Genomic DNA, 16,714 nt, shown 5'->3' on the forward strand with positions numbered 1-16,714 from the left:
GGTCAGACCCCCGCCTGCTGACGCTGGCGCCTGAGATGCGGCGGCATCTCGGCATAGACGCCCTCGAACATGTCGCGCGTCGACGGCTTGCCGCCGGCATGCAGCGTGCCATGGCTTTCGGCCTCCTTCTGCGCCGCGATCACCGTTTCGAGAATCTCGGCCTCCGCCTGGGTGTGGCGCTCCTCCGACCAGACTTGCTTGTGGATGAGGTGGTTCTTCAGCCGGATCACCGGATCGCCGAGCGGCCAAGCATCGGATTCCGCCTTCGGCCGGTAGGCCGACGGGTCGTCCGAGCTCGAATGCGCGCCGGCGCGGTAGGTGACATATTCGACCAGCGTCGGCCCGAGATTGGCGCGCGCCCGCTCCGCCGCCCATTTGGCCACCGCATGCACGGCGAGATAGTCGTTGCCGTCGACGCGCAGCGACGGGATCCCGAAGCCGAGCCCCCGCGCTGCGAACGTGCCGGAGCCGCCGCGCGCGATGCCCTGGAAAGTCGAGATCGCCCACTGATTGTTGACGACGTTGAGCACGACAGGCGCCTTGTAGGTGGAAGCAAACACCAGCGCCGCATGGAAGTCGGACTCCGCCGTCGAGCCGTCGCCGATCCACGCTGCCGCAATCTTGGAATCATTGGAGATCGCCGAGGCCATCGCCCAGCCGACCGCCTGGATATATTGCGTCGCCAGATTGCCGGAGATCGAGAAGAAGCCGTGCTCCTTCGACGAATACATGATCGGCAGTTGACGGCCCTTCAGCGGATCGGCCTCGTTGGAATAGATCTGGTTCATCATGGTGACCATCGGATAGCCGTCGGCGATCAGAAGGCCGGCCTGCCGGTAGGTCGGGAAATTCATGTCGCCCGGCTTGAGCGCCTTGCGGAAAGCGCAGCTCACCGCCTCTTCGCCCAGATGCTGCATGTAGAAGGAGGTCTTGCCCTGGCGCTGCGCCATCTGCATGCGCGCATCGAAGGTCCTGAGCGTCATCATATGGCGCAGGCCTTCGAGCAGCTCCTCGTCGCTGAGCAGCCCGGCCCACGGCCCGACCGCTTCGCCGGCGCGGTTCAGCACCCGGATGATGGAAAAAGCCATGTCGCGGATGCTGCGCGGATCGACCTCGATCTCCGGACGCGGCACCGAGCCCGCCTTGGGAATGGTCACATTCGAGAAATCCGGCGTGCCGCCGGGCCGAACCTCTGGCTCGGGCACATGGAAGCGCAACAATCCAGCGTCGGCCATGAGCTCACATCCTCCAATGTTGCCGGTGCGATATTTGCACATCCGCGCCGCCAGACCAGTGCCAATTCGCCGGACCTCGCCACGGCCATCCTCCCCGGACGTCAGCTCGGTTGAGCAATGCGGCACAGACGCCAAGATGCAGATATGGCGGCGAAATTTCTTGTCGATGTTTTCACGCCGCGCGCAATTTGGCGGAAGTTTGCGGGGCGATTGCCGCCAGAAAATGCGATTGGGAGGTGGAGCCGGGCGCGGCCTTCCCCTTCTCCCCTTGTGGGAGAAGGTGTCGCCGAAGGCGACGGATGAGGGGTGTTCCAGATGCCACCAGCGTCTCACTCCGCTGGAACACCCCTCATCCGTCTCGGCGCTGTCGCGCGATCCACCTTCTCCCGCAAGGGGAGAAGGTAAGTGCGCTGCCGGCCGCTTCTCCGTTCACTCGGCCCCCGCCCCGTGCTAACTCACCCCGCATGGCACAGAAGAAAGGATACGAGGTCGATTCGTGGCTGGCGAAGCCCGATCCGGCCATGGCAATCGTCCTGCTTTACGGCCCTGACCGCGGCCTTGTCGCCGAGCGGGCGAAAACCTTCGCCGCGAAAACCGGCCTGCCGCTCGACGACCCCTTCTCTGTCGTCAGGCTGGACGGCGCCGAAGTCGACCGCGATGAGGGGCGGCTGCTCGACGAAGCCCGCACGGTGCCGATGTTTTCCGACCGGCGGCTGCTTTGGGTGCGCAATGCCAGCGGCCAGAAGGCGCTGGCCGACGACATCAAGGCGCTGACCGCCGAGCCCGCGCGCGACGCCATCATCCTCATCGAAGCCGGCGACCTGAAGAAAGGCACCGGCCTGCGCGCCATCGTCGAGGCCGCCGGCAACGCCATTGCCTTGCCTTGCTATGCCGACGAGGCCCGCGACCTGGATTCGGTGATCGACGACGAATTGCGCAAGGCCGGCATGTCGATGACCTTGGACGCCAGGCAAGCGCTGCGCCGCAATCTCGGCGGCGATCGTCTCGCCTCGCGCGGCGAGATCGAGAAGCTGGTGCTCTACGCGCATGGCCACAAGGAGATCGGCGTCGACGACGTCAACGCGCTGTCGGGCGACGTCTCCGGCGCTTCCTTCGACGCCGCTGTCGACGCCATGCTGGACGGCAAGGTCGGCGATTTCGACATCGCCTTCAACCGTCACTGCCAGTCCGGCGGCCATCCGTTCCTGGTTTTGTCATCGGCGATGCGGCAATTGCAGGCGATCCAAGCGATGCGCGGCCAGATGGAGACCGGCGGCCGCAACGCCGCTTCGGTCGTCGCCGGCGCCCGCCCCCCGGTCTTCTTCTCGCGCCGCAAGCTGGTGGAAAAGACGCTGGAGCGCTGGAACGTCGAGGCGCTCGCACGTGCGCTCGGCCGGCTGCAGACGGCGGTGCTGCAGACGCGCAAGCGCCCCGACCTGTCGGAAGCGCTGGCACGGCAGGCGCTGCTTGGCATTGCGATCGAGAGCGCGAGGCTGGGGCAAAGGTAGCTGCCTGCCGCTGCTCAATTCATCATCATAGCCGTCGGCTGAAAGGTCGGCAGCGCCTGGGGAAACACCAGCACCGCCGCGCCGTAAAGGAGCAGGGCGACGCCCGACACCTTGGCTATGCCCTTTCCCGCCGGGAAGGTCTTTTCCGCAAAGACCAGCAGCGTGACCACGGCCATTGCGGCGACGTTCATGATCCCGAGCGGGAAAAGTGCCAGAAACAAGAGCCAGCAACAGCCCAGACAAAAGGCGCCGTGCTCAAGGCCCATGCGGACCGCGCCCCAAGAACCATCGCGCCAGGAGGTCAGGATGAAACCGATTGGCGTGCGGCATTTGGCCAGGCACAGATCCTTCAGTGGCGAGAGCTGGTAGGCGCCGGCAATGATCAGCAGGGCGCCGCCGATGCGCGCGGCCGTCGCCGTGGACAATCCCGCATGATCGGCAAGCGTCTCGGCGCCTGCGGCGCCGGCAAAGGCCAAAACGCCCACCGTGCCCCAAACCAGCATATAGCCTGCCACGAATACCCAGGTAGCGACAAAGGCCTCGCCGCGACCTCGTTTGCCGGCTTGGACCTGATGGAAGGTCAGGATCATGGGCGCCGCCGTCGGAAACATCATGGCAATCATCATGTTCATCCAGACGGCAAGAAACAGCGGCGCCCCCATGCCCATGGTGGGTGAGTACATCTGCACGCGCATATCTGCGTCCGCGCCGATCCGCTGCCGGATGAGCAAGACCCACGCCGCCGCGGCGACCGCGCCCAACAGGGCGAGAATGATGTTTCGCTGCAATGTCAGCGTCATGGGCGAGGCCGTTCCGACCATGCGTGCGGGACTATTGCTGGCCGGACCAATTGATCGGAGCGTAGTGCGCGTTCCGGCGGGAATTGTCCCAACTTATGCCATGGTCGCTGAAAGTATTGCCTTCCATTCCCATCGCCATACCGAGCCAGTCGGGATTGACGGGATGGCCGGAGGCCACCCACATCTCGCCGTCCTCGCGCATTGTCGGCAACGGTTCGACCGCCAACTGCATCACGCCGGCAATCTCCACCGACCGCTTCTTGCCGTCGACCTGGTATCTGATCGGCACCTTCTTGGCTCCGAGATTGGTGCTGATCATCGGCGCGAAGGCGGCCATCGGCCCGCCCGCGGCGCCGGTGAAGATGGCGCCCAGCGCTTCGGTCTGCCCGTCATCCGCACGGTCATCGATATAGGCGGCGGCCGTCCAATTGCCCTCCGCCATCGGGCCTGGCGTGTGAGCAACCATCGCGACATTGAGCCCGTCCAATCGAACGTCCCCAAAACTGCCCTCGTCGATATGAAAGACGAGAGCGACGTCGCAAACGCCTTTCGTCGGCTTCGATGTCAGCTGCGCCTGGGTGGACAACAGGCAAGGACATACGACGTCGCAGCTGCAGTTTTCGAAGTAATTTCCGGACAATTGCCAACTGACCGCCATTTACACCTCCCATTGTGTCAGGCGTGTCCGGCTTTGGCGAGGCGGTGCCGTTTCACGGAGAACGGCAGATAGCCCTCACCGCGACTGATCGGCACGCCGGGCAGTAATTTAAGGTCAAGCTAATAAAGGGTACGCCGTTGCCGTGGACTGTCAAGGCGCGGGCTGCGGTGCCTCGGCGGTGGGCAAGCGCTGGCGAGACAGGTGGCGGGCGGCCCGATGAAAACCGCCGCAGCATACCCGTCGTCATTCTAGGGCGGAGCAAGGAGCGAAGCGACGCGCGCAGACCCTAGAATCCATGCCGTGACTTTGGCCGTAGAATGCAACGGCCCAAAAATGGCCGTTGGCGATAGCGCTACGTAGGATCTCAGCATGACAGGCTACGTCTACATGACCGCAAGCCAGAAAGGCGGCACGATCTATATCGGTGTCACCAACCTTGCTCGCCGGATGCCTGAGCATAAGTCCGGCCAAGGCTCCGGCTTTACCAGCCGCTACGGCGTGCAGCGTCTGGTCTGGTACGAAGAATATTTCGACATCACCGATGCCATTCAGCGTGAGACGTCATTGAAGCGGTGGCCACGGCAATGGAAGATTGAACTGATCGAGAAGACCAATCCGGAATGGTTCGAGCTGTTTCGCGGGGTTGGCTGGTGAGCGTTCTGAACCGTGGCGGCTCTCAACCGTCACGGCATGGATTCTAGGGTCTGCGCGCGTCGCTTCGCTCCTTGCTCCGCCCTAGAATGACGATAGAGGGGAACGGCGCTCCTTCACGGCCCCCCTCTGCCCTTGCCTCCACCTTCGCCAGTTCACCACCGCCAACAAAAGGGGCCGGCGGATCGCCAGTCCCTTGTCTATCACGGATATATCAGGCGTATCCAGCGTTCAGCCAAAACCTCAGCCACAGCCGAATACCGTTACGCCTCGGCCCCCTACCGCTCGTCCTTCAGGCGCCGGCAGAGCTCGTCGAGCTGTTCCAGCGAGCGGTAGTTGACCTTGAGCGTGCCGCCCTTGCCCTTGTGCTCGATGCTCACGATCATGCCGATTGTGTCGGTCATCAGCTTCTCGAGCGCCAGCGTGTCGGGGTCCTTCTCGGGCGGGCTCGCGGGGGATTTCACCTTGGCTGGCGTCGGGCCGGCGGGCATTTGCGCCAAGGCTTCGGCCTGGCGCACCGAAAGCCCTTCCTTGACGATGCGCTTGGCGAGCCCGGCCGGGTCTTCGGCGGTGACCAGCGTTCGGGCGTGGCCGGCCGACAAATCGCCGTCGACCAGCATGTCGTGAATGACGTTGGGCAGCTTCAACAGCCTCAGCGTGTTGGCGACATGGCTGCGGCTCTTGCCGATCACCTGGCCGAGATCGGCCTGCGTGTAGCCATGCTCGTCGATAAGCTGCTGGTAGCCTTGCGCCTCCTCGACAGGATTGAGGTCGGCGCGCTGGACGTTCTCGATGATCGCCAGCTCCAGCGCGGTGCGGTCGTTGACGTCGCGCACGATTAGCGGGATTTCGGTCAGACCGGCGCGCTGCGCCGCCCGCCAGCGCCGCTCGCCGGCGATGATCTCGTAGCGGCCGGGCTGCGACGGCGAGGGGCGCGCCACGACCGGCTGCACCACGCCGTGCTCGCGGATCGACTGGGCGAGATCGGTGAGCTCGGCATCGCCGAAATGCCGGCGCGGATTCTTCGGGTTCGGACTGACGAACTCGATCGGCACCTTGCCGTCGGCCGCCACCGCCGCGTTCGGCTTTTCGGGCGCCGCCGGACGATCGATTTCGCCGATCAGCGCCGCGAGGCCGCGGCCCAGTCTTTTTCTCGATTGGTCTTCGCTCATGAGTTTGTCCAGATCGTTTCGGAATCGAATCGGCTGATTAACCAAGCCGCGCGATGATGGTTGCTCAGGCGGCGCGCAGCTTGCGCTCGCGGCGGATCACCTCGGAGGCGAGCTGCAGATAGGCCTGGCTGCCCGAGCATTTCAGGTCGTAGAGGATCGCCGGCTTGCCGTAGGACGGCGCTTCGGACACGCGAACATTGCGTGGGATGATCGTCTCATAGACCTTGTCGCCCATATGGGTGCGCACATCCTGCACCACCTGGTTGGCGAGGTTGTTGCGCCCGTCATACATTGTGAGCACGATGCCCTGGATGGTGAGATCCGGATTGATGGTATTGCGCACCTGCTCGACCGTCTCCAGCAACTGGCTGAGACCTTCCAGCGCGAAGAACTCGCATTGCAGCGGCACGAGAACGGAATCCGCCGCCGCCATTGAATTCAAAGTCAAAAGGTTGAGCGAGGGCGGGCAGTCAATCAGCACATAGCCGAACGGGGCTGAACGCTCGGAGGCGGCGCGCAGCGCATTGCGCAACTTGAGCACGCGGTCGGGCGCCGAGGCGATTTCCATCTCGATGCCGAGAAGGTCGAGCGTCGAGGGTATGATGGAGAGGCCGGGCACCGCCGTCGGCACCGCGGCCTGCTCCAGCTCGAGCTCGCCAGTCAGCACGTCATAGGACGAAACCGTGCGATCCTTGCGGTCGATGCCCAGCCCGGTGCTGGCATTGCCCTGCGGGTCAAGGTCGACGATCAGCACGCGCTCGCCGATCGCGGCCAGCGCCGTGGCCAGGTTGATGGCCGTCGTCGTCTTGCCGACCCCGCCTTTCTGGTTGGCGACAGTGATGATACGCGGTCCGGTTTTCATGGATTTATGCCAGTAATTCATTGCTGTTTCGCTGGGCGCAAGTCGGTGATGTCGAGGATGACGCCTTCGGCGTCGGTCATGCTCGAATGTTCTACCAGATCGAAGCCCCAGCGGTGAGTGCTTTCTTCCACCTCGGCGCGGTAATCCCGGCCTTTGTGAAAGAGCGCGCGCGCGCCCCTGGTCAGCCAGGGCGCCGATAGGTCGAGTAGGACCGGAAGCGCCGCCAGCGCCCTGGCCGTGACGATTTCTGGCGTGGAAACAAGCGCATAGTTGTCATCAATGCGCCTGGCCACGACACGCGCCGGCAGATCGAACTGGCCTATGACGGATTGCAGGAACGACGCCTTCTTGCGGTTGCTTTCGACCAGGGCGATCGATGCGCCGGGGCGCTCCGCCAGCAGGAAAGCCAGCACTAGGCCGGGAAAACCGCCGCCCGAGCCGAGATCCACCCAGCGCTTTGCGGTGGGCGCGATTCGCACAAGCTGGGCGCTGTCCAGGATATGGCGGCGCCACACATCGTCCAGCGTCGACGGCGCCGCCAGATTAATGCTGCGGTTCCATTTCAGGAACAGCTGTTCGAAAGCCTGCAGCCGCTCGAATGTTTCACGTGAAACTGGACCCGCTGCCTTTTGCAGGCCCGCCCAGGCATCCCCGCTCACGCCACGTCCCTTCGCGCCGCGAACTCGGCGTTGCGGACATGCGCGACAATGATGGCAAGCGCGGCGGGCGTCATGCCTTCCATGCGCTGCGCATCGGCAATCGAACGCGGCTGGCGCGCCTTCATCTTCTGCTTCAGCTCGTTCGACAGGCCCGGAACGTCCGAGAAATCAAGCGCCTCGGGGATGAGCCGCGATTCCTCATGCCTGATCTGTGCGGCGTCGGCTTGCTGGCGATCGAGGTAAACTGCATATTTCGCCTCCGTTTCGAGCCGCTCCGCCGTCTTGGTGTCCAGTTCGGCAAAGCGCGGCTCGACCCTTCTCAGCCAGGCCATGTCGACGCCCGGATGCGCCAACAGCGTATAGGCCGAGCGGCGCACGCCGTCTTTGTTGATCTCCAGCCCGTGCCGTGCCGCTTCGTTCGGCGTAAGCGTCACGGACTTTGCCAGCGCGCGGGCTTCGTCGAGCTTCTGCGCCAGCGCGCCAAAACGCTGCAGCCGCTCCGACGACACGATGCCGAGTTTTTCCGCCAGCGGCGTCAGCCGCTCGTCGGCGTTGTCGGCGCGCAGCGACAACCGGAACTCCGCGCGCGAGGTAAACATGCGATAGGGCTCGGCGATACCCCGGCTGGTCAGATCATCGACCATCACGCCGATATAGGCCTCGGTGCGGCTGAGCACGAACGGCTCATCGCCAGATGCCGCCCGCGCGGCGTTGATGCCGGCGAGCAGGCCTTGCGCGCCGGCCTCTTCATAACCGGTCGTGCCGTTGATCTGCCCGGCCAGGAAAAGGCCGGCGACGCGCTTCGTCTCCAGCGTCGTCTTCAGCTCGCGCGGATCGACATGGTCGTATTCGATGGCATAGCCGGGCTGCAGCATCGTCGCCTTTTCCAGCCCGGGGACCGTCTTCAGCATGTCGAGCTGCACGTCTTCCGGCAGCGAGGTCGAGATGCCGTTCGGATAGACGGTGTCGTCGTCGAGGCCTTCGGGCTCGAGGAAGATCTGATGGCCCTCGCGGTCGCCGAACTTGACGATCTTGTCCTCGATCGAGGGACAGTAGCGCGGCCCGATGCCTTCGATCGAGCCGGAATACATGGCCGAACGACCGAGATTGGCGCGGATCAGCTCATGCGTCGCCGGCATGGTCCGAGTGATGCCGCAATGGATCTGCGGATTGGCGATTTTGTCCGTCATCAGCGAGAACGGTACCGGATCCTCGTCGGCGGCTTGGGCATCCAGCGAGGCCCAGTCGATGGTGCGGCCGTCGAGGCGAGGGGGCGTTCCGGTCTTCAGGCGATCGAGCTTGAAACCCGCGCGCGCCATCGTCGCCGACAGGCCTAGACTTGCCTGCTCGTTCATCCGCCCGGCGACGATCTTCCTTTCGCCAATATGGATCAAACCGCGCAGGAACGTGCCGGTGGTCAGCACCACCGCGCCGCAGGCCAGCCGCCGGTCGCCCGAAACCAGCACGGCCGCGACGCTACCGTTTTCGATCTCAAGGTCGAGGACTTCGCCCTCGATCACGTCGAGATCGTTCTGCTGCCGAATCGCTTCCTGCATTGCCAGGCGATAAAGCTTGCGGTCGGCCTGGGTGCGCGGACCACGGACAGCGGGGCCCTTGCGGCGGTTGAGCAGGCGGAACTGGATGCCGGCGGCGTCGGCGATGCGCCCCATGAGCCCGTCCATGGCGTCGATCTCGCGCACGAGATGCCCCTTGCCGAGACCGCCGATCGCCGGATTGCACGACATGACGCCGATCGTCTCGAAACGCAGCGTCACCAGCGCGGTCCTGGCGCCGGCGCGCGCGGCAGCACTCGCCGCCTCGCAACCGGCATGGCCGCCGCCCACCACCACCACATCATAGTGATTGGTCATTTCCAAGAATCCGCTTTCAGAGATTGGGTTGACAGATGTCCCCGACGGCGGCTGGTGTCAAGGAGAGGTGCACTCGTTTCACGTGAAACAATGAATGGCGAGCTTTGCCATCCCCAGCGACAACTGCGAAGCTGGCAGCGGCGGCGGTGTTTCACGTGAATCATTGCGGGGTAGCGCCCCAACCCGTGTTTCACGTGAATCACTTACCGATGCAGAACTGCGAGAAGATGACGTCGAGCAAATCTTCGACATCGACCGCGCCGATGATCCGGCCAAGGCGCTCGGCGGCCAGCCGTAGTTCCTCGGCGCGCAGCTCCTGGCTTTGGCCCGACAGTGCCGCCCGCAGGAAATCCACTGCCTCTTTGAGCAACTCTACATGGCGCAGCCTGGATGGCAGCACGTCACCCACCTCGCCAACCGCGGCGGCGGCGCGGGCCCCGATCTCGTTCAGAAGGCGGTCCAGACCGCTGCCGTTCTTGGACGAAATCACGAGGTCATATTTCCCGGCGCCGGCATTGGCGATATCCGACTTCGTTCCGATCCTCAACAACGGAGCCCCACCTGGGATATCGCCAACGGGCGCCGGATCGGCCATATCCTCCAGCAGCAGAACGAGATCCGCCACGTCGGCCTTGGCCCGCGCCCTTTCGATACCGATCGACTCGACCTTGCCCGCAGTCTCCCGCAGCCCGGCCGTGTCGACAAGTCGCACCTTCAGCCCGTTAAGGTCCATCACCACCTCGAGCAGATCGCGCGTCGTGCCCGGTTCATCGGTGACGATCGCCGCTTCGCGCCGCGCCAAGGCGTTGAACAGGCTGGACTTGCCGGCATTCGGGGCGCCGAGGATCACGACTTCGAAACCATCGCGAATGATCTCCGCGGCCTTGAAACCTCCGATGTGGCGATCGATTTCCCCGATCATTACCGACACGTCGGACCAGACCGCCTCCGAAACGGAACCCGGCACATCCTCTTCCTCGGCGAAGTCGATCTCCGCCTCGATCATGGCTCGCGCATGGATCAGCCGGCGGCGCCAGCTCGAATAGAGTTCGCTTTGCGCGCCTTCGGCATTGCGCAGGGCGAAGCGGCGCTGCGCCTCCGTCTCGGCATTGACCAGATCGGCGAGCGCTTCGGTCTCGACGAGGTCAAGCTTGCCGTTGAGAAAGGCGCGCCGGGTGAATTCTCCTGGCTCAGCATGCCTCACGCCTTCAAACTGCGTGATCGTCTCCAGCATCTTTGCCGCAACGGCGCGGCTGCCATGGACCTGGAACTCGGCAACGTCCTCCCCGGTGAAGCTGCCGGGACCTGGGAAGAACAGAACGAGGCCGTGGTCGATGATCGAGCCGTCCGCCGCCCGGAGCCTTCGTAACGTGGTAAACCGATCCTTAACGGATCCGGCTATCGTTTCGACCACGAATCGAGTTTTGGGGCCGGAAATTCGGATGACGGCGATGCCTGCCGGCAAGCGGCCGCTCGACAGCGCAACGATCGAATCCTTCGAAGCCATTGGGGAAACCATTTGCCGGACCTGCCGAACCGCCTAGATTGAAAGGTAGAGCACGGCCGAAATCCGCTTCACACTTTTCGGCATCATGCTTCAGCGTTGATGCATCAGACCCAAAAAAGAGCGTCCATCGTGACCTTACCCGCACGAAACCTGCTTGCCGAAGAGGCCAGCCCTTATCTGCAGCAGCACAGCGACAATCCTGTCCATTGGCGCGGCTGGTCGCCTGCGGCCCTTGCCGAAGCGAAGCAGCTCGGGCGGCCGATCCTGCTCTCCATCGGTTACGCCGCCTGCCACTGGTGCCATGTCATGGCGCATGAAAGTTTTGAGAACGACGCCGTGGCCGCCGTCATGAACCGGCTCTACGTGAATATCAAGGTCGATCGCGAAGAGCGGCCCGACATCGACCAGATCTATATGGCGGCGCTGCACGCCATGGGCGAGCAGGGCGGCTGGCCGCTGACCATGTTTCTGACGCCCGACGGCAAGCCTTTCTGGGGCGGCACCTATTTCCCGCGCGAGGCGCGTTACGGAAGACCCGGCTTCATCCAGGTGCTGGAAGCGGTCGACAAGGCCTGGCGCGAGAAGCAGCAGAGCCTCGCCGAAAGCGCCAACGGGCTGACCGCCCATGTCGAGCAGCGGCTTGCCGGCGCGACGGGCAAGGCGGTGCTCGATCGCGGCACGCTGGCCGATCTCGCCACCCGCATCGGCGGCATGATCGATCGCGATCTCGGCGGCTTGAAGGGCGCGCCGAAATTCCCAAACGCGCCCTTCATGCACACGCTTTGGCTGTCCTGGCTGCGTGACGGCGAGGCCGCGCATCGCGACGCGGTGCTCGCCAGCCTCGAAAAAATGCTCGCCGGCGGCATCTACGATCATGTCGGCGGCGGTCTCAGCCGCTACTCCACCGACGCCGAATGGCTGGTGCCGCATTTCGAGAAGATGCTTTACGACAACGCCCAGCTCATCCGCCTATGCAACTGGGCCCATGCGGCCACCGACAACGTCTTGTTCCGGGTACGAATCGAAGAGACCGTCGGCTGGCTGCTGCGCGAGATGCTGGTCGAAGGCGGCGCCTTCGCCGCCAGCCTCGATGCCGACAGCGATGGCGAGGAGGGGCTTTTCTACACATGGAACCGCGACGAAGTCGAAGCCGCGCTCGGCGACGATACGTCGACCTTCTTCCGGTATTTCGAGCTCGCCGCGCCGCATGGCTGGGAAGGCAAGCCGATCATTCGCCAGAGCGAGGCCCAGCAAGCTCAAGGCATCGCCGACTATGCGAAATTGGCGTCTCTGAAGGCAAAGCTGTTGGGCGTCCGCGAAGGACGGGTCAGACCGGGCCGCGACGGCAAGGCGCTCACCGACTGGAACGGGCTGATGATCGCGGCGCTCGCCGAGGCGGGCCGTTCACTTGGGCGGCGCAACTGGATTGACGCCGCCGCAAAAGCCTTCGGCCATATCGTCGAGGCCGGCGAGGACGGACGGCTGCCGCATTCCATGCTAGGCGCGAAGAGGCTTTTCCCGGCGCTGTCCAGCGATTATGCCGCCATGACCAACGCGGCGATCGCGCTGTTCGAGGCGACCGGCGATCCGGCCTATTCCGATCGCGCCCGGCAGTTCATCGGCGAGCTCGACCGCTGGCACCTGGATGAACAAAAGAGCGGCTACTGGCTGACGGCGTCGGACAGCGGCGACGTTCCGATCCGCATCCGCGGTGATGTGGATGAAGCAATCCCGTCCGCCACCAGCCAGATCGTCGAGGCGCTGGTGCGGCTGTCATCGCTCACCGGCGACCTCGCTCTCTGGGAAAAGGCGTGGACGACCGCCGAGCATGCAATGGGCCGCGCCTCGCAGCAGGCCTACGGCCAGGCCGGCATCGTCAACGCCTGTGCCTTGGCGCTCGAGCCGCTGAAGCTCGTCATCATAGACAAGCTAGATACCCCAAGCCTCGTTCCGGCTGCGAATCGGAATCCGGACCCGCGCCGCGTCGACATCGTCGTGCCAATTGGTACGGAAGCGAATCGACCGTTGTTGCCGGGCGGCGTGTTGCCGCCGACGGACAAGGCCGGCGCCTGGTTCTGCAGCGGGCAGGTGTGCCTGCCGGCGGTGACCGATGCGGAGGAGTTGGAGAATCTGTTGCGGCGATAGTGCCTTTCCCTTCTCCCCTTGTGGGAGAAGGTGTCGCCGAAGGCGACGGATGAGGGGTGCTCCAGGGAAAGCCAGCGTCTCATTCCGCTGGAACACCCCTCATCCGTCTCGGCGCTGGGCGCCGATCCACCTTCTCCCACAAGGGGAGAAGGAGGAAGGGCATCGCCCCAATCACGTATTCATCGAATCGAAGAAGTCGGCGTTGGTCTTGGTCTGCTTGAGCTTGTCGATGAGGAACTCGATCGCGTCGGTCGTGCCCATCGGCGCGAGGATGCGGCGCAGCACGAAGATCTTCTGCAGGTCCGCGCGCGGCACCAGCAGGTCTTCCTTGCGGGTGCCCGATTTGAGGATGTCCATCGCCGGGTAGATGCGCTTGTCGGCCACCTTGCGGTCGAGCTGGATTTCGCAGTTGCCGGTGCCCTTGAACTCTTCGAAGATGACTTCGTCCATGCGGCTGCCCGTATCGATCAGCGCGGTGGCGATGATGGTGAGCGAGCCGCCTTCCTCAATATTGCGGGCGGCGCCGAAGAAGCGCTTCGGGCGCTGCAGCGCGTTGGCGTCGACACCGCCGGTCAGCACCTTACCGGATGACGGCACCACGGTGTTGTAGGCGCGGCCGAGACGCGTGATCGAATCGAGCAGGATGACGACGTCGCGGCCGTGCTCGACCAGGCGCTTGGCCTTCTCGATCACCATTTCGGCGACCTGCACGTGGCGCGCCGCTGGCTCGTCGAAGGTCGAGGAAATCACCTCGCCCTTCACCGAGCGCTGCATGTCGGTCACTTCCTCCGGGCGCTCGTCGATCAGAAGCACGATCAGATAGCATTCCGGGTGGTTGGCGGTGATCGAATGGGCGATGTTCTGCATCAACACCGTCTTGCCGGTGCGCGGCTGCGCGTTGATCAGCGCGCGCTGTCCCTTGCCGATCGGCGCGACCAGGTCGATCACGCGCGGCGAGATGTCCTTGGAGGTCGAATTGTCGATCTCCATCTTCAGCCGCTTGGTCGGGTAGAGCGGCGTCAGATTATCGAAGTGGATCTTGTGCCGGATCTTCTCCGGGTCGTCGAAATTGATGGTGTTGACCTTGAGCAGCGCGAAATAGCGCTCGCCCTCTTTCGGGCTGCGGATCGGTCCTTCAACCGTATCGCCGGTCTTGAGCGAAAAGCGCCTTATTTGCGACGGCGAGATATAGATATCGTCGGGACCCGGCAGGTAGTTTGCGTTGGCCGAGCGCAGGAAGCCAAAACCGTCCTGCAGCACCTCGACCACGCCTTCGCCGATGATCTCGACATCCTGGGCGGCGAGCTTCTTCAGGATCGCGAACATCAGCTCCTGCTTGCGCATGACGCTGGCGTTCTCCACCTCGAGCGTCTCGGCATAAGCGATCAGCTCCGGCGGCTTCTTGTTCTTGAACTCTGCGAGTTTCATTTCTTGCATTAGATAGACTCTGGGTAGGCTTTGGAGAGGGAAATCGGCTGGATGCGACAAATGTCGGGCGCGGCCGAAAGCGAGAAAAGGGGCGGCGCATGACGGGAAGGAAGACCCGTCTTGTATCGTCGCTCGACTGAAAGAGCAAGCCGCCTTTTGCTGGGCCTGGCCGGATCCGGGAAGGCCTCAGAACGGCTTCACGACGACCAGGATGACGATGACGATCATCAGCAATGTGGGGATCTCATTGACGATCCGCCAGTGCCTCGCCGGCTTTTCGTTCTTGTCCTCGGCAAATTTCCTGACCGCGCCGGCGAGATAGCCATGCAGCCCCGACAAAATGAGCACCAGCGCAATCTTGGCGTGCAGCCAGCCGCCCTGGAATCCAAAGCCCTTCCAGGCAAGCCAAAGCCCGAACACCCAGGTCGCGGTCATCGCCGGATTGATGATCCCTCTGAGCAGCCGGCGCTCCATCACCTTGAAGGTTTCGGACTGCACCGAGCCCCTTTCGGCATCGACATGGTAGACGAAGAGACGCGGCAAATAGAGCATGCCGGCCATCCAGGAAATGACCGCGATCACATGGATCGCCTTGGCCCACGGATAGAAGCTGTCGGGTGCCGCGAGATAAAGCAGCGCCGTCAGCACGACGAGCAGGGCAATGCCGATCGCCATGCGCTTCATCGCCTGGCCAGTGCTGTTCTCGCTGCTTACATCGTTCATCGGCGGCTTCTCACCATTTTCACCATCGCCTCGACATGCGCCACCGGCGTTTCCGGCGTGATGCCGTGGCCGAGATTGAAGATCAGCGGCCCGTCACCCAAAGTCCTCAGAATTGCCTCGACGCCGTCAGAGAGCGCCTTGCCGCCGGCGACCAGGCGCAACGGATCGAGATTGCCTTGCACCGCTCCGTCGCGCTGCAGCTCCTTCGCCATCGACAGCGGCACGGTCCAGTCGAGACCGAGACCGGCAATGCCGGTCTTTCTCCTGTAGTCGCGATAGCGCTCGCCCGCGCCCTTCGGGAAACCGATCACCGGCACCTCGGGGTGAACCGCCTTCACTTGGGCGACGATCTCGGCGACCGGCTCGATGCAGAAAGCCTCGAAGGACGGCTCGTCCAGCACGCCCGACCATGAATCGAAAATCTGCACCGCATCGGCGCCGGCCTCGATCTGGCGGATGAGGTAGGCGGCCGAATGATCGGCCAAAATCTTCAGAAGCCGCCCGAACGCCTCGGGCTCGCGATAGGCGAATAGCCGGGCAGGGCCCTGGTCGGGTGTGCCGTGGCCGGCGATCATATAGGTCGCCACCGTCCAGGGCGCGCCGCAGAAGCCGAGCAGCGTCGTCTCATCGGGCAGTTTCGCCCGCAACCGGCGCACGGTCTCGTAGACCGGTTCGAGATTCACGTGAAACATGTCGCCGTTCAGCGCCGCAATCTCGGCCGCCGAGATCGGCTTCAGGACCGGTCCGCGGCCCTCCTCGAAGCGGACATCCCGCCCCAGGGCATTGGGCACGACGAGAATGTCGGAGAACAGGATCGAGGCGTCGAAGCCGAAGCGCTCGATCGGCTGCAGCGTTACCTCGACGGCAAGGTACGGATCGTAGCAGAGATCGAGGAAGGATCCCGCTCGCTTCCTGGTCTCGCGATACTCCGGAAGATAGCGGCCCGCCTGACGCATCATCCAGAGCGGCGGCGGTGAAACCGTCTCGCCCTTGAGGACGTCGAGCACGATCCGTTTCCCAGCCATCCTGCGCTGCCCTCTCTACAGCGCCGCGCGTCCTTAGACGCGCAAAGGACGCTGTAGCGCTTTCATTTAGCGCATGATCCTTTCCGAACCTCTGGTTCGGGGTCATGCGCGCCCCTCTTAAATCAAATATCTATTTTAAAAGAGTCTTCTGATTCTAAGAGTCTGTTGGTTGTGATGGTTGCGACCTGTCCAGCCTGCGGCTCGAAAAGGCCAGTCAGCATATTGTCGCGTACTCGCTTTCGCAATTTGGAGGGTTCTGGGGACGAAGCGGATTCCAGCTTTGGAGTCAAAAGCTTGGACTTACCGTTCCGAACCTCGCCCTGTGGATGAGATCGGCCAAGAAAACTTGATCCCCGGTTTTGTCCCCAGCGCCGCGACAAAGCCTACAGCTGGTCGAATTGTGGACAAGCGGTCATCTGATACAGTCGCTTCCTTGCCCAAGGCCTGCCCATCCAGCCTTGTCCACAATT

The 16,714-nt window shown here is 63.6% G+C and carries 14 protein-coding genes; 3 read left to right on the forward strand and 11 right to left on the reverse strand.

Annotation, left to right across the window (positions count from 1 at the left end; genetic code table 11):
• Positions 1–2: 2 nt before the first annotated feature.
• Positions 3–1,235 (reverse strand): 3-methyl-2-oxobutanoate dehydrogenase (2-methylpropanoyl-transferring) subunit alpha, encoded by a 1,233-nt coding sequence (locus LB538_RS27635; RefSeq protein WP_095769878.1) that lies wholly within the window; start codon positions 1,233–1,235, stop codon positions 3–5.
• A gap of 464 nt (positions 1,236–1,699) precedes the next feature.
• Between LB538_RS27635 and holA the strand changes: the two genes are divergently transcribed.
• Positions 1,700–2,743, forward strand: coding sequence for a DNA polymerase III subunit delta (gene holA, locus LB538_RS27640; protein WP_224532422.1), 1,044 nt, complete (start codon positions 1,700–1,702; stop codon positions 2,741–2,743).
• A gap of 14 nt (positions 2,744–2,757) precedes the next feature.
• On the opposite strand, the gene LB538_RS27645 is transcribed toward holA, so the two are convergent.
• A complete protein-coding gene (locus tag LB538_RS27645) occupies positions 2,758–3,543 on the reverse strand; it encodes a DUF2182 domain-containing protein (RefSeq protein ID WP_224532423.1) in 786 nt (261 codons plus the stop codon).
• Between the two features lie 31 nt (positions 3,544–3,574).
• Positions 3,575–4,201 carry a DUF1326 domain-containing protein gene (locus tag LB538_RS27650; RefSeq protein ID WP_224532424.1) on the reverse strand — a complete coding sequence of 209 codons (627 nt, stop codon included), beginning with the start codon at positions 4,199–4,201 and terminating at the stop codon, positions 3,575–3,577.
• A gap of 369 nt (positions 4,202–4,570) precedes the next feature.
• Between LB538_RS27650 and LB538_RS27655 the strand changes: the two genes are divergently transcribed.
• Positions 4,571–4,855, forward strand: a complete 285-nt coding sequence (locus LB538_RS27655) for a GIY-YIG nuclease family protein (RefSeq protein ID WP_224532425.1) — start codon at positions 4,571–4,573, stop codon at positions 4,853–4,855.
• Between the two features lie 275 nt (positions 4,856–5,130).
• Here LB538_RS27655 and LB538_RS27660 read toward each other — a convergent pair whose 3' ends face one another.
• The 5 genes from LB538_RS27660 to mnmE form a co-directional block, all read right to left on the reverse strand.
• A complete protein-coding gene (locus tag LB538_RS27660; RefSeq protein WP_224532426.1) occupies positions 5,131–6,024 on the reverse strand; it encodes a ParB/RepB/Spo0J family partition protein in 894 nt (297 codons plus the stop codon).
• Between the two features lie 64 nt (positions 6,025–6,088).
• The gene (locus tag LB538_RS27665) at positions 6,089–6,886 is read right to left on the reverse strand and encodes a ParA family protein (protein ID WP_095769880.1); all 798 of its coding nucleotides are present in this window, start codon (positions 6,884–6,886) and stop codon (positions 6,089–6,091) included.
• 17 nt (positions 6,887–6,903) lie between these two features.
• A complete protein-coding gene (gene rsmG / locus LB538_RS27670; protein WP_224532427.1) occupies positions 6,904–7,545 on the reverse strand; it encodes a 16S rRNA (guanine(527)-N(7))-methyltransferase RsmG in 642 nt (213 codons plus the stop codon).
• The gene (gene mnmG / locus LB538_RS27675) at positions 7,542–9,416 is read right to left on the reverse strand and encodes a tRNA uridine-5-carboxymethylaminomethyl(34) synthesis enzyme MnmG (protein ID WP_224532428.1); all 1,875 of its coding nucleotides are present in this window, start codon (positions 9,414–9,416) and stop codon (positions 7,542–7,544) included. Before mnmG ends, rsmG begins: the two co-directional genes overlap by 4 nt.
• Positions 9,417–9,615: 199 nt before the next feature.
• Positions 9,616–10,923, reverse strand: a complete 1,308-nt coding sequence (gene mnmE, locus LB538_RS27680) for a tRNA uridine-5-carboxymethylaminomethyl(34) synthesis GTPase MnmE (RefSeq protein WP_224532429.1) — start codon at positions 10,921–10,923, stop codon at positions 9,616–9,618.
• A 129-nt stretch (positions 10,924–11,052) separates the two neighbouring features.
• On the opposite strand from mnmE, the gene LB538_RS27685 reads away from it, so the two are divergent.
• Positions 11,053–13,068 (forward strand): thioredoxin domain-containing protein, encoded by a 2,016-nt coding sequence (locus tag LB538_RS27685; protein ID WP_224532430.1) that lies wholly within the window; start codon positions 11,053–11,055, stop codon positions 13,066–13,068.
• Between the two features lie 171 nt (positions 13,069–13,239).
• On the opposite strand, the gene rho is transcribed toward LB538_RS27685, so the two are convergent.
• The 3 genes from rho to hemE form a co-directional block, all read right to left on the reverse strand.
• Positions 13,240–14,505 carry a transcription termination factor Rho gene (gene rho, locus LB538_RS27690; protein ID WP_095769513.1) on the reverse strand — a complete coding sequence of 422 codons (1,266 nt, stop codon included), beginning with the start codon at positions 14,503–14,505 and terminating at the stop codon, positions 13,240–13,242.
• Positions 14,506–14,682: 177 nt separating this feature from the next.
• On the reverse strand, positions 14,683–15,219 hold the full coding sequence (hemJ, locus tag LB538_RS27695) for a protoporphyrinogen oxidase HemJ (RefSeq protein WP_224532431.1): 537 nt from the start codon (positions 15,217–15,219) through the stop codon (positions 14,683–14,685).
• Positions 15,216–16,244, reverse strand: coding sequence for a uroporphyrinogen decarboxylase (hemE, locus tag LB538_RS27700; protein WP_224532432.1), 1,029 nt, complete (start codon positions 16,242–16,244; stop codon positions 15,216–15,218). The genes hemJ and hemE overlap by 4 nt, the downstream gene beginning before the upstream one ends.
• Positions 16,245–16,714: the final 470 nt, after the last annotated feature.

The sequence above is a fragment of the Mesorhizobium sp. Ca11 genome, from assembly GCF_020165275.1.
Lineage (GTDB): Bacteria > Pseudomonadota > Alphaproteobacteria > Rhizobiales > Rhizobiaceae > Mesorhizobium.

What these genes read in the sequence shown, in the direction of transcription:
- LB538_RS27635 (WP_095769878.1), bottom strand. Translation starts at nt 1,235, where the DNA reads ATGGCCGACGCTGGATTGTTGCGCTTCCATGTGCCCGAGCCAGAGGTT.
- holA (WP_224532422.1), top strand. Translation starts at nt 1,700, where the DNA reads ATGGCACAGAAGAAAGGATACGAGGTCGATTCGTGGCTGGCGAAGCCC.
- LB538_RS27645 (WP_224532423.1), bottom strand. Translation starts at nt 3,543, where the DNA reads ATGACGCTGACATTGCAGCGAAACATCATTCTCGCCCTGTTGGGCGCG.
- LB538_RS27650 (WP_224532424.1), bottom strand. Translation starts at nt 4,201, where the DNA reads ATGGCGGTCAGTTGGCAATTGTCCGGAAATTACTTCGAAAACTGCAGC.
- LB538_RS27655 (WP_224532425.1), top strand. Translation starts at nt 4,571, where the DNA reads ATGACAGGCTACGTCTACATGACCGCAAGCCAGAAAGGCGGCACGATC.
- LB538_RS27660 (WP_224532426.1), bottom strand. Translation starts at nt 6,024, where the DNA reads ATGAGCGAAGACCAATCGAGAAAAAGACTGGGCCGCGGCCTCGCGGCG.
- LB538_RS27665 (WP_095769880.1), bottom strand. Translation starts at nt 6,886, where the DNA reads ATGAAAACCGGACCGCGTATCATCACTGTCGCCAACCAGAAAGGCGGG.
- mnmG (WP_224532428.1), bottom strand. Translation starts at nt 9,416, where the DNA reads ATGACCAATCACTATGATGTGGTGGTGGTGGGCGGCGGCCATGCCGGT.
- mnmE (WP_224532429.1), bottom strand. Translation starts at nt 10,923, where the DNA reads ATGGCTTCGAAGGATTCGATCGTTGCGCTGTCGAGCGGCCGCTTGCCG.
- rho (WP_095769513.1), bottom strand. Translation starts at nt 14,505, where the DNA reads ATGCAAGAAATGAAACTCGCAGAGTTCAAGAACAAGAAGCCGCCGGAG.
- hemJ (WP_224532431.1), bottom strand. Translation starts at nt 15,219, where the DNA reads ATGAACGATGTAAGCAGCGAGAACAGCACTGGCCAGGCGATGAAGCGC.
- hemE (WP_224532432.1), bottom strand. Translation starts at nt 16,244, where the DNA reads ATGGCTGGGAAACGGATCGTGCTCGACGTCCTCAAGGGCGAGACGGTT.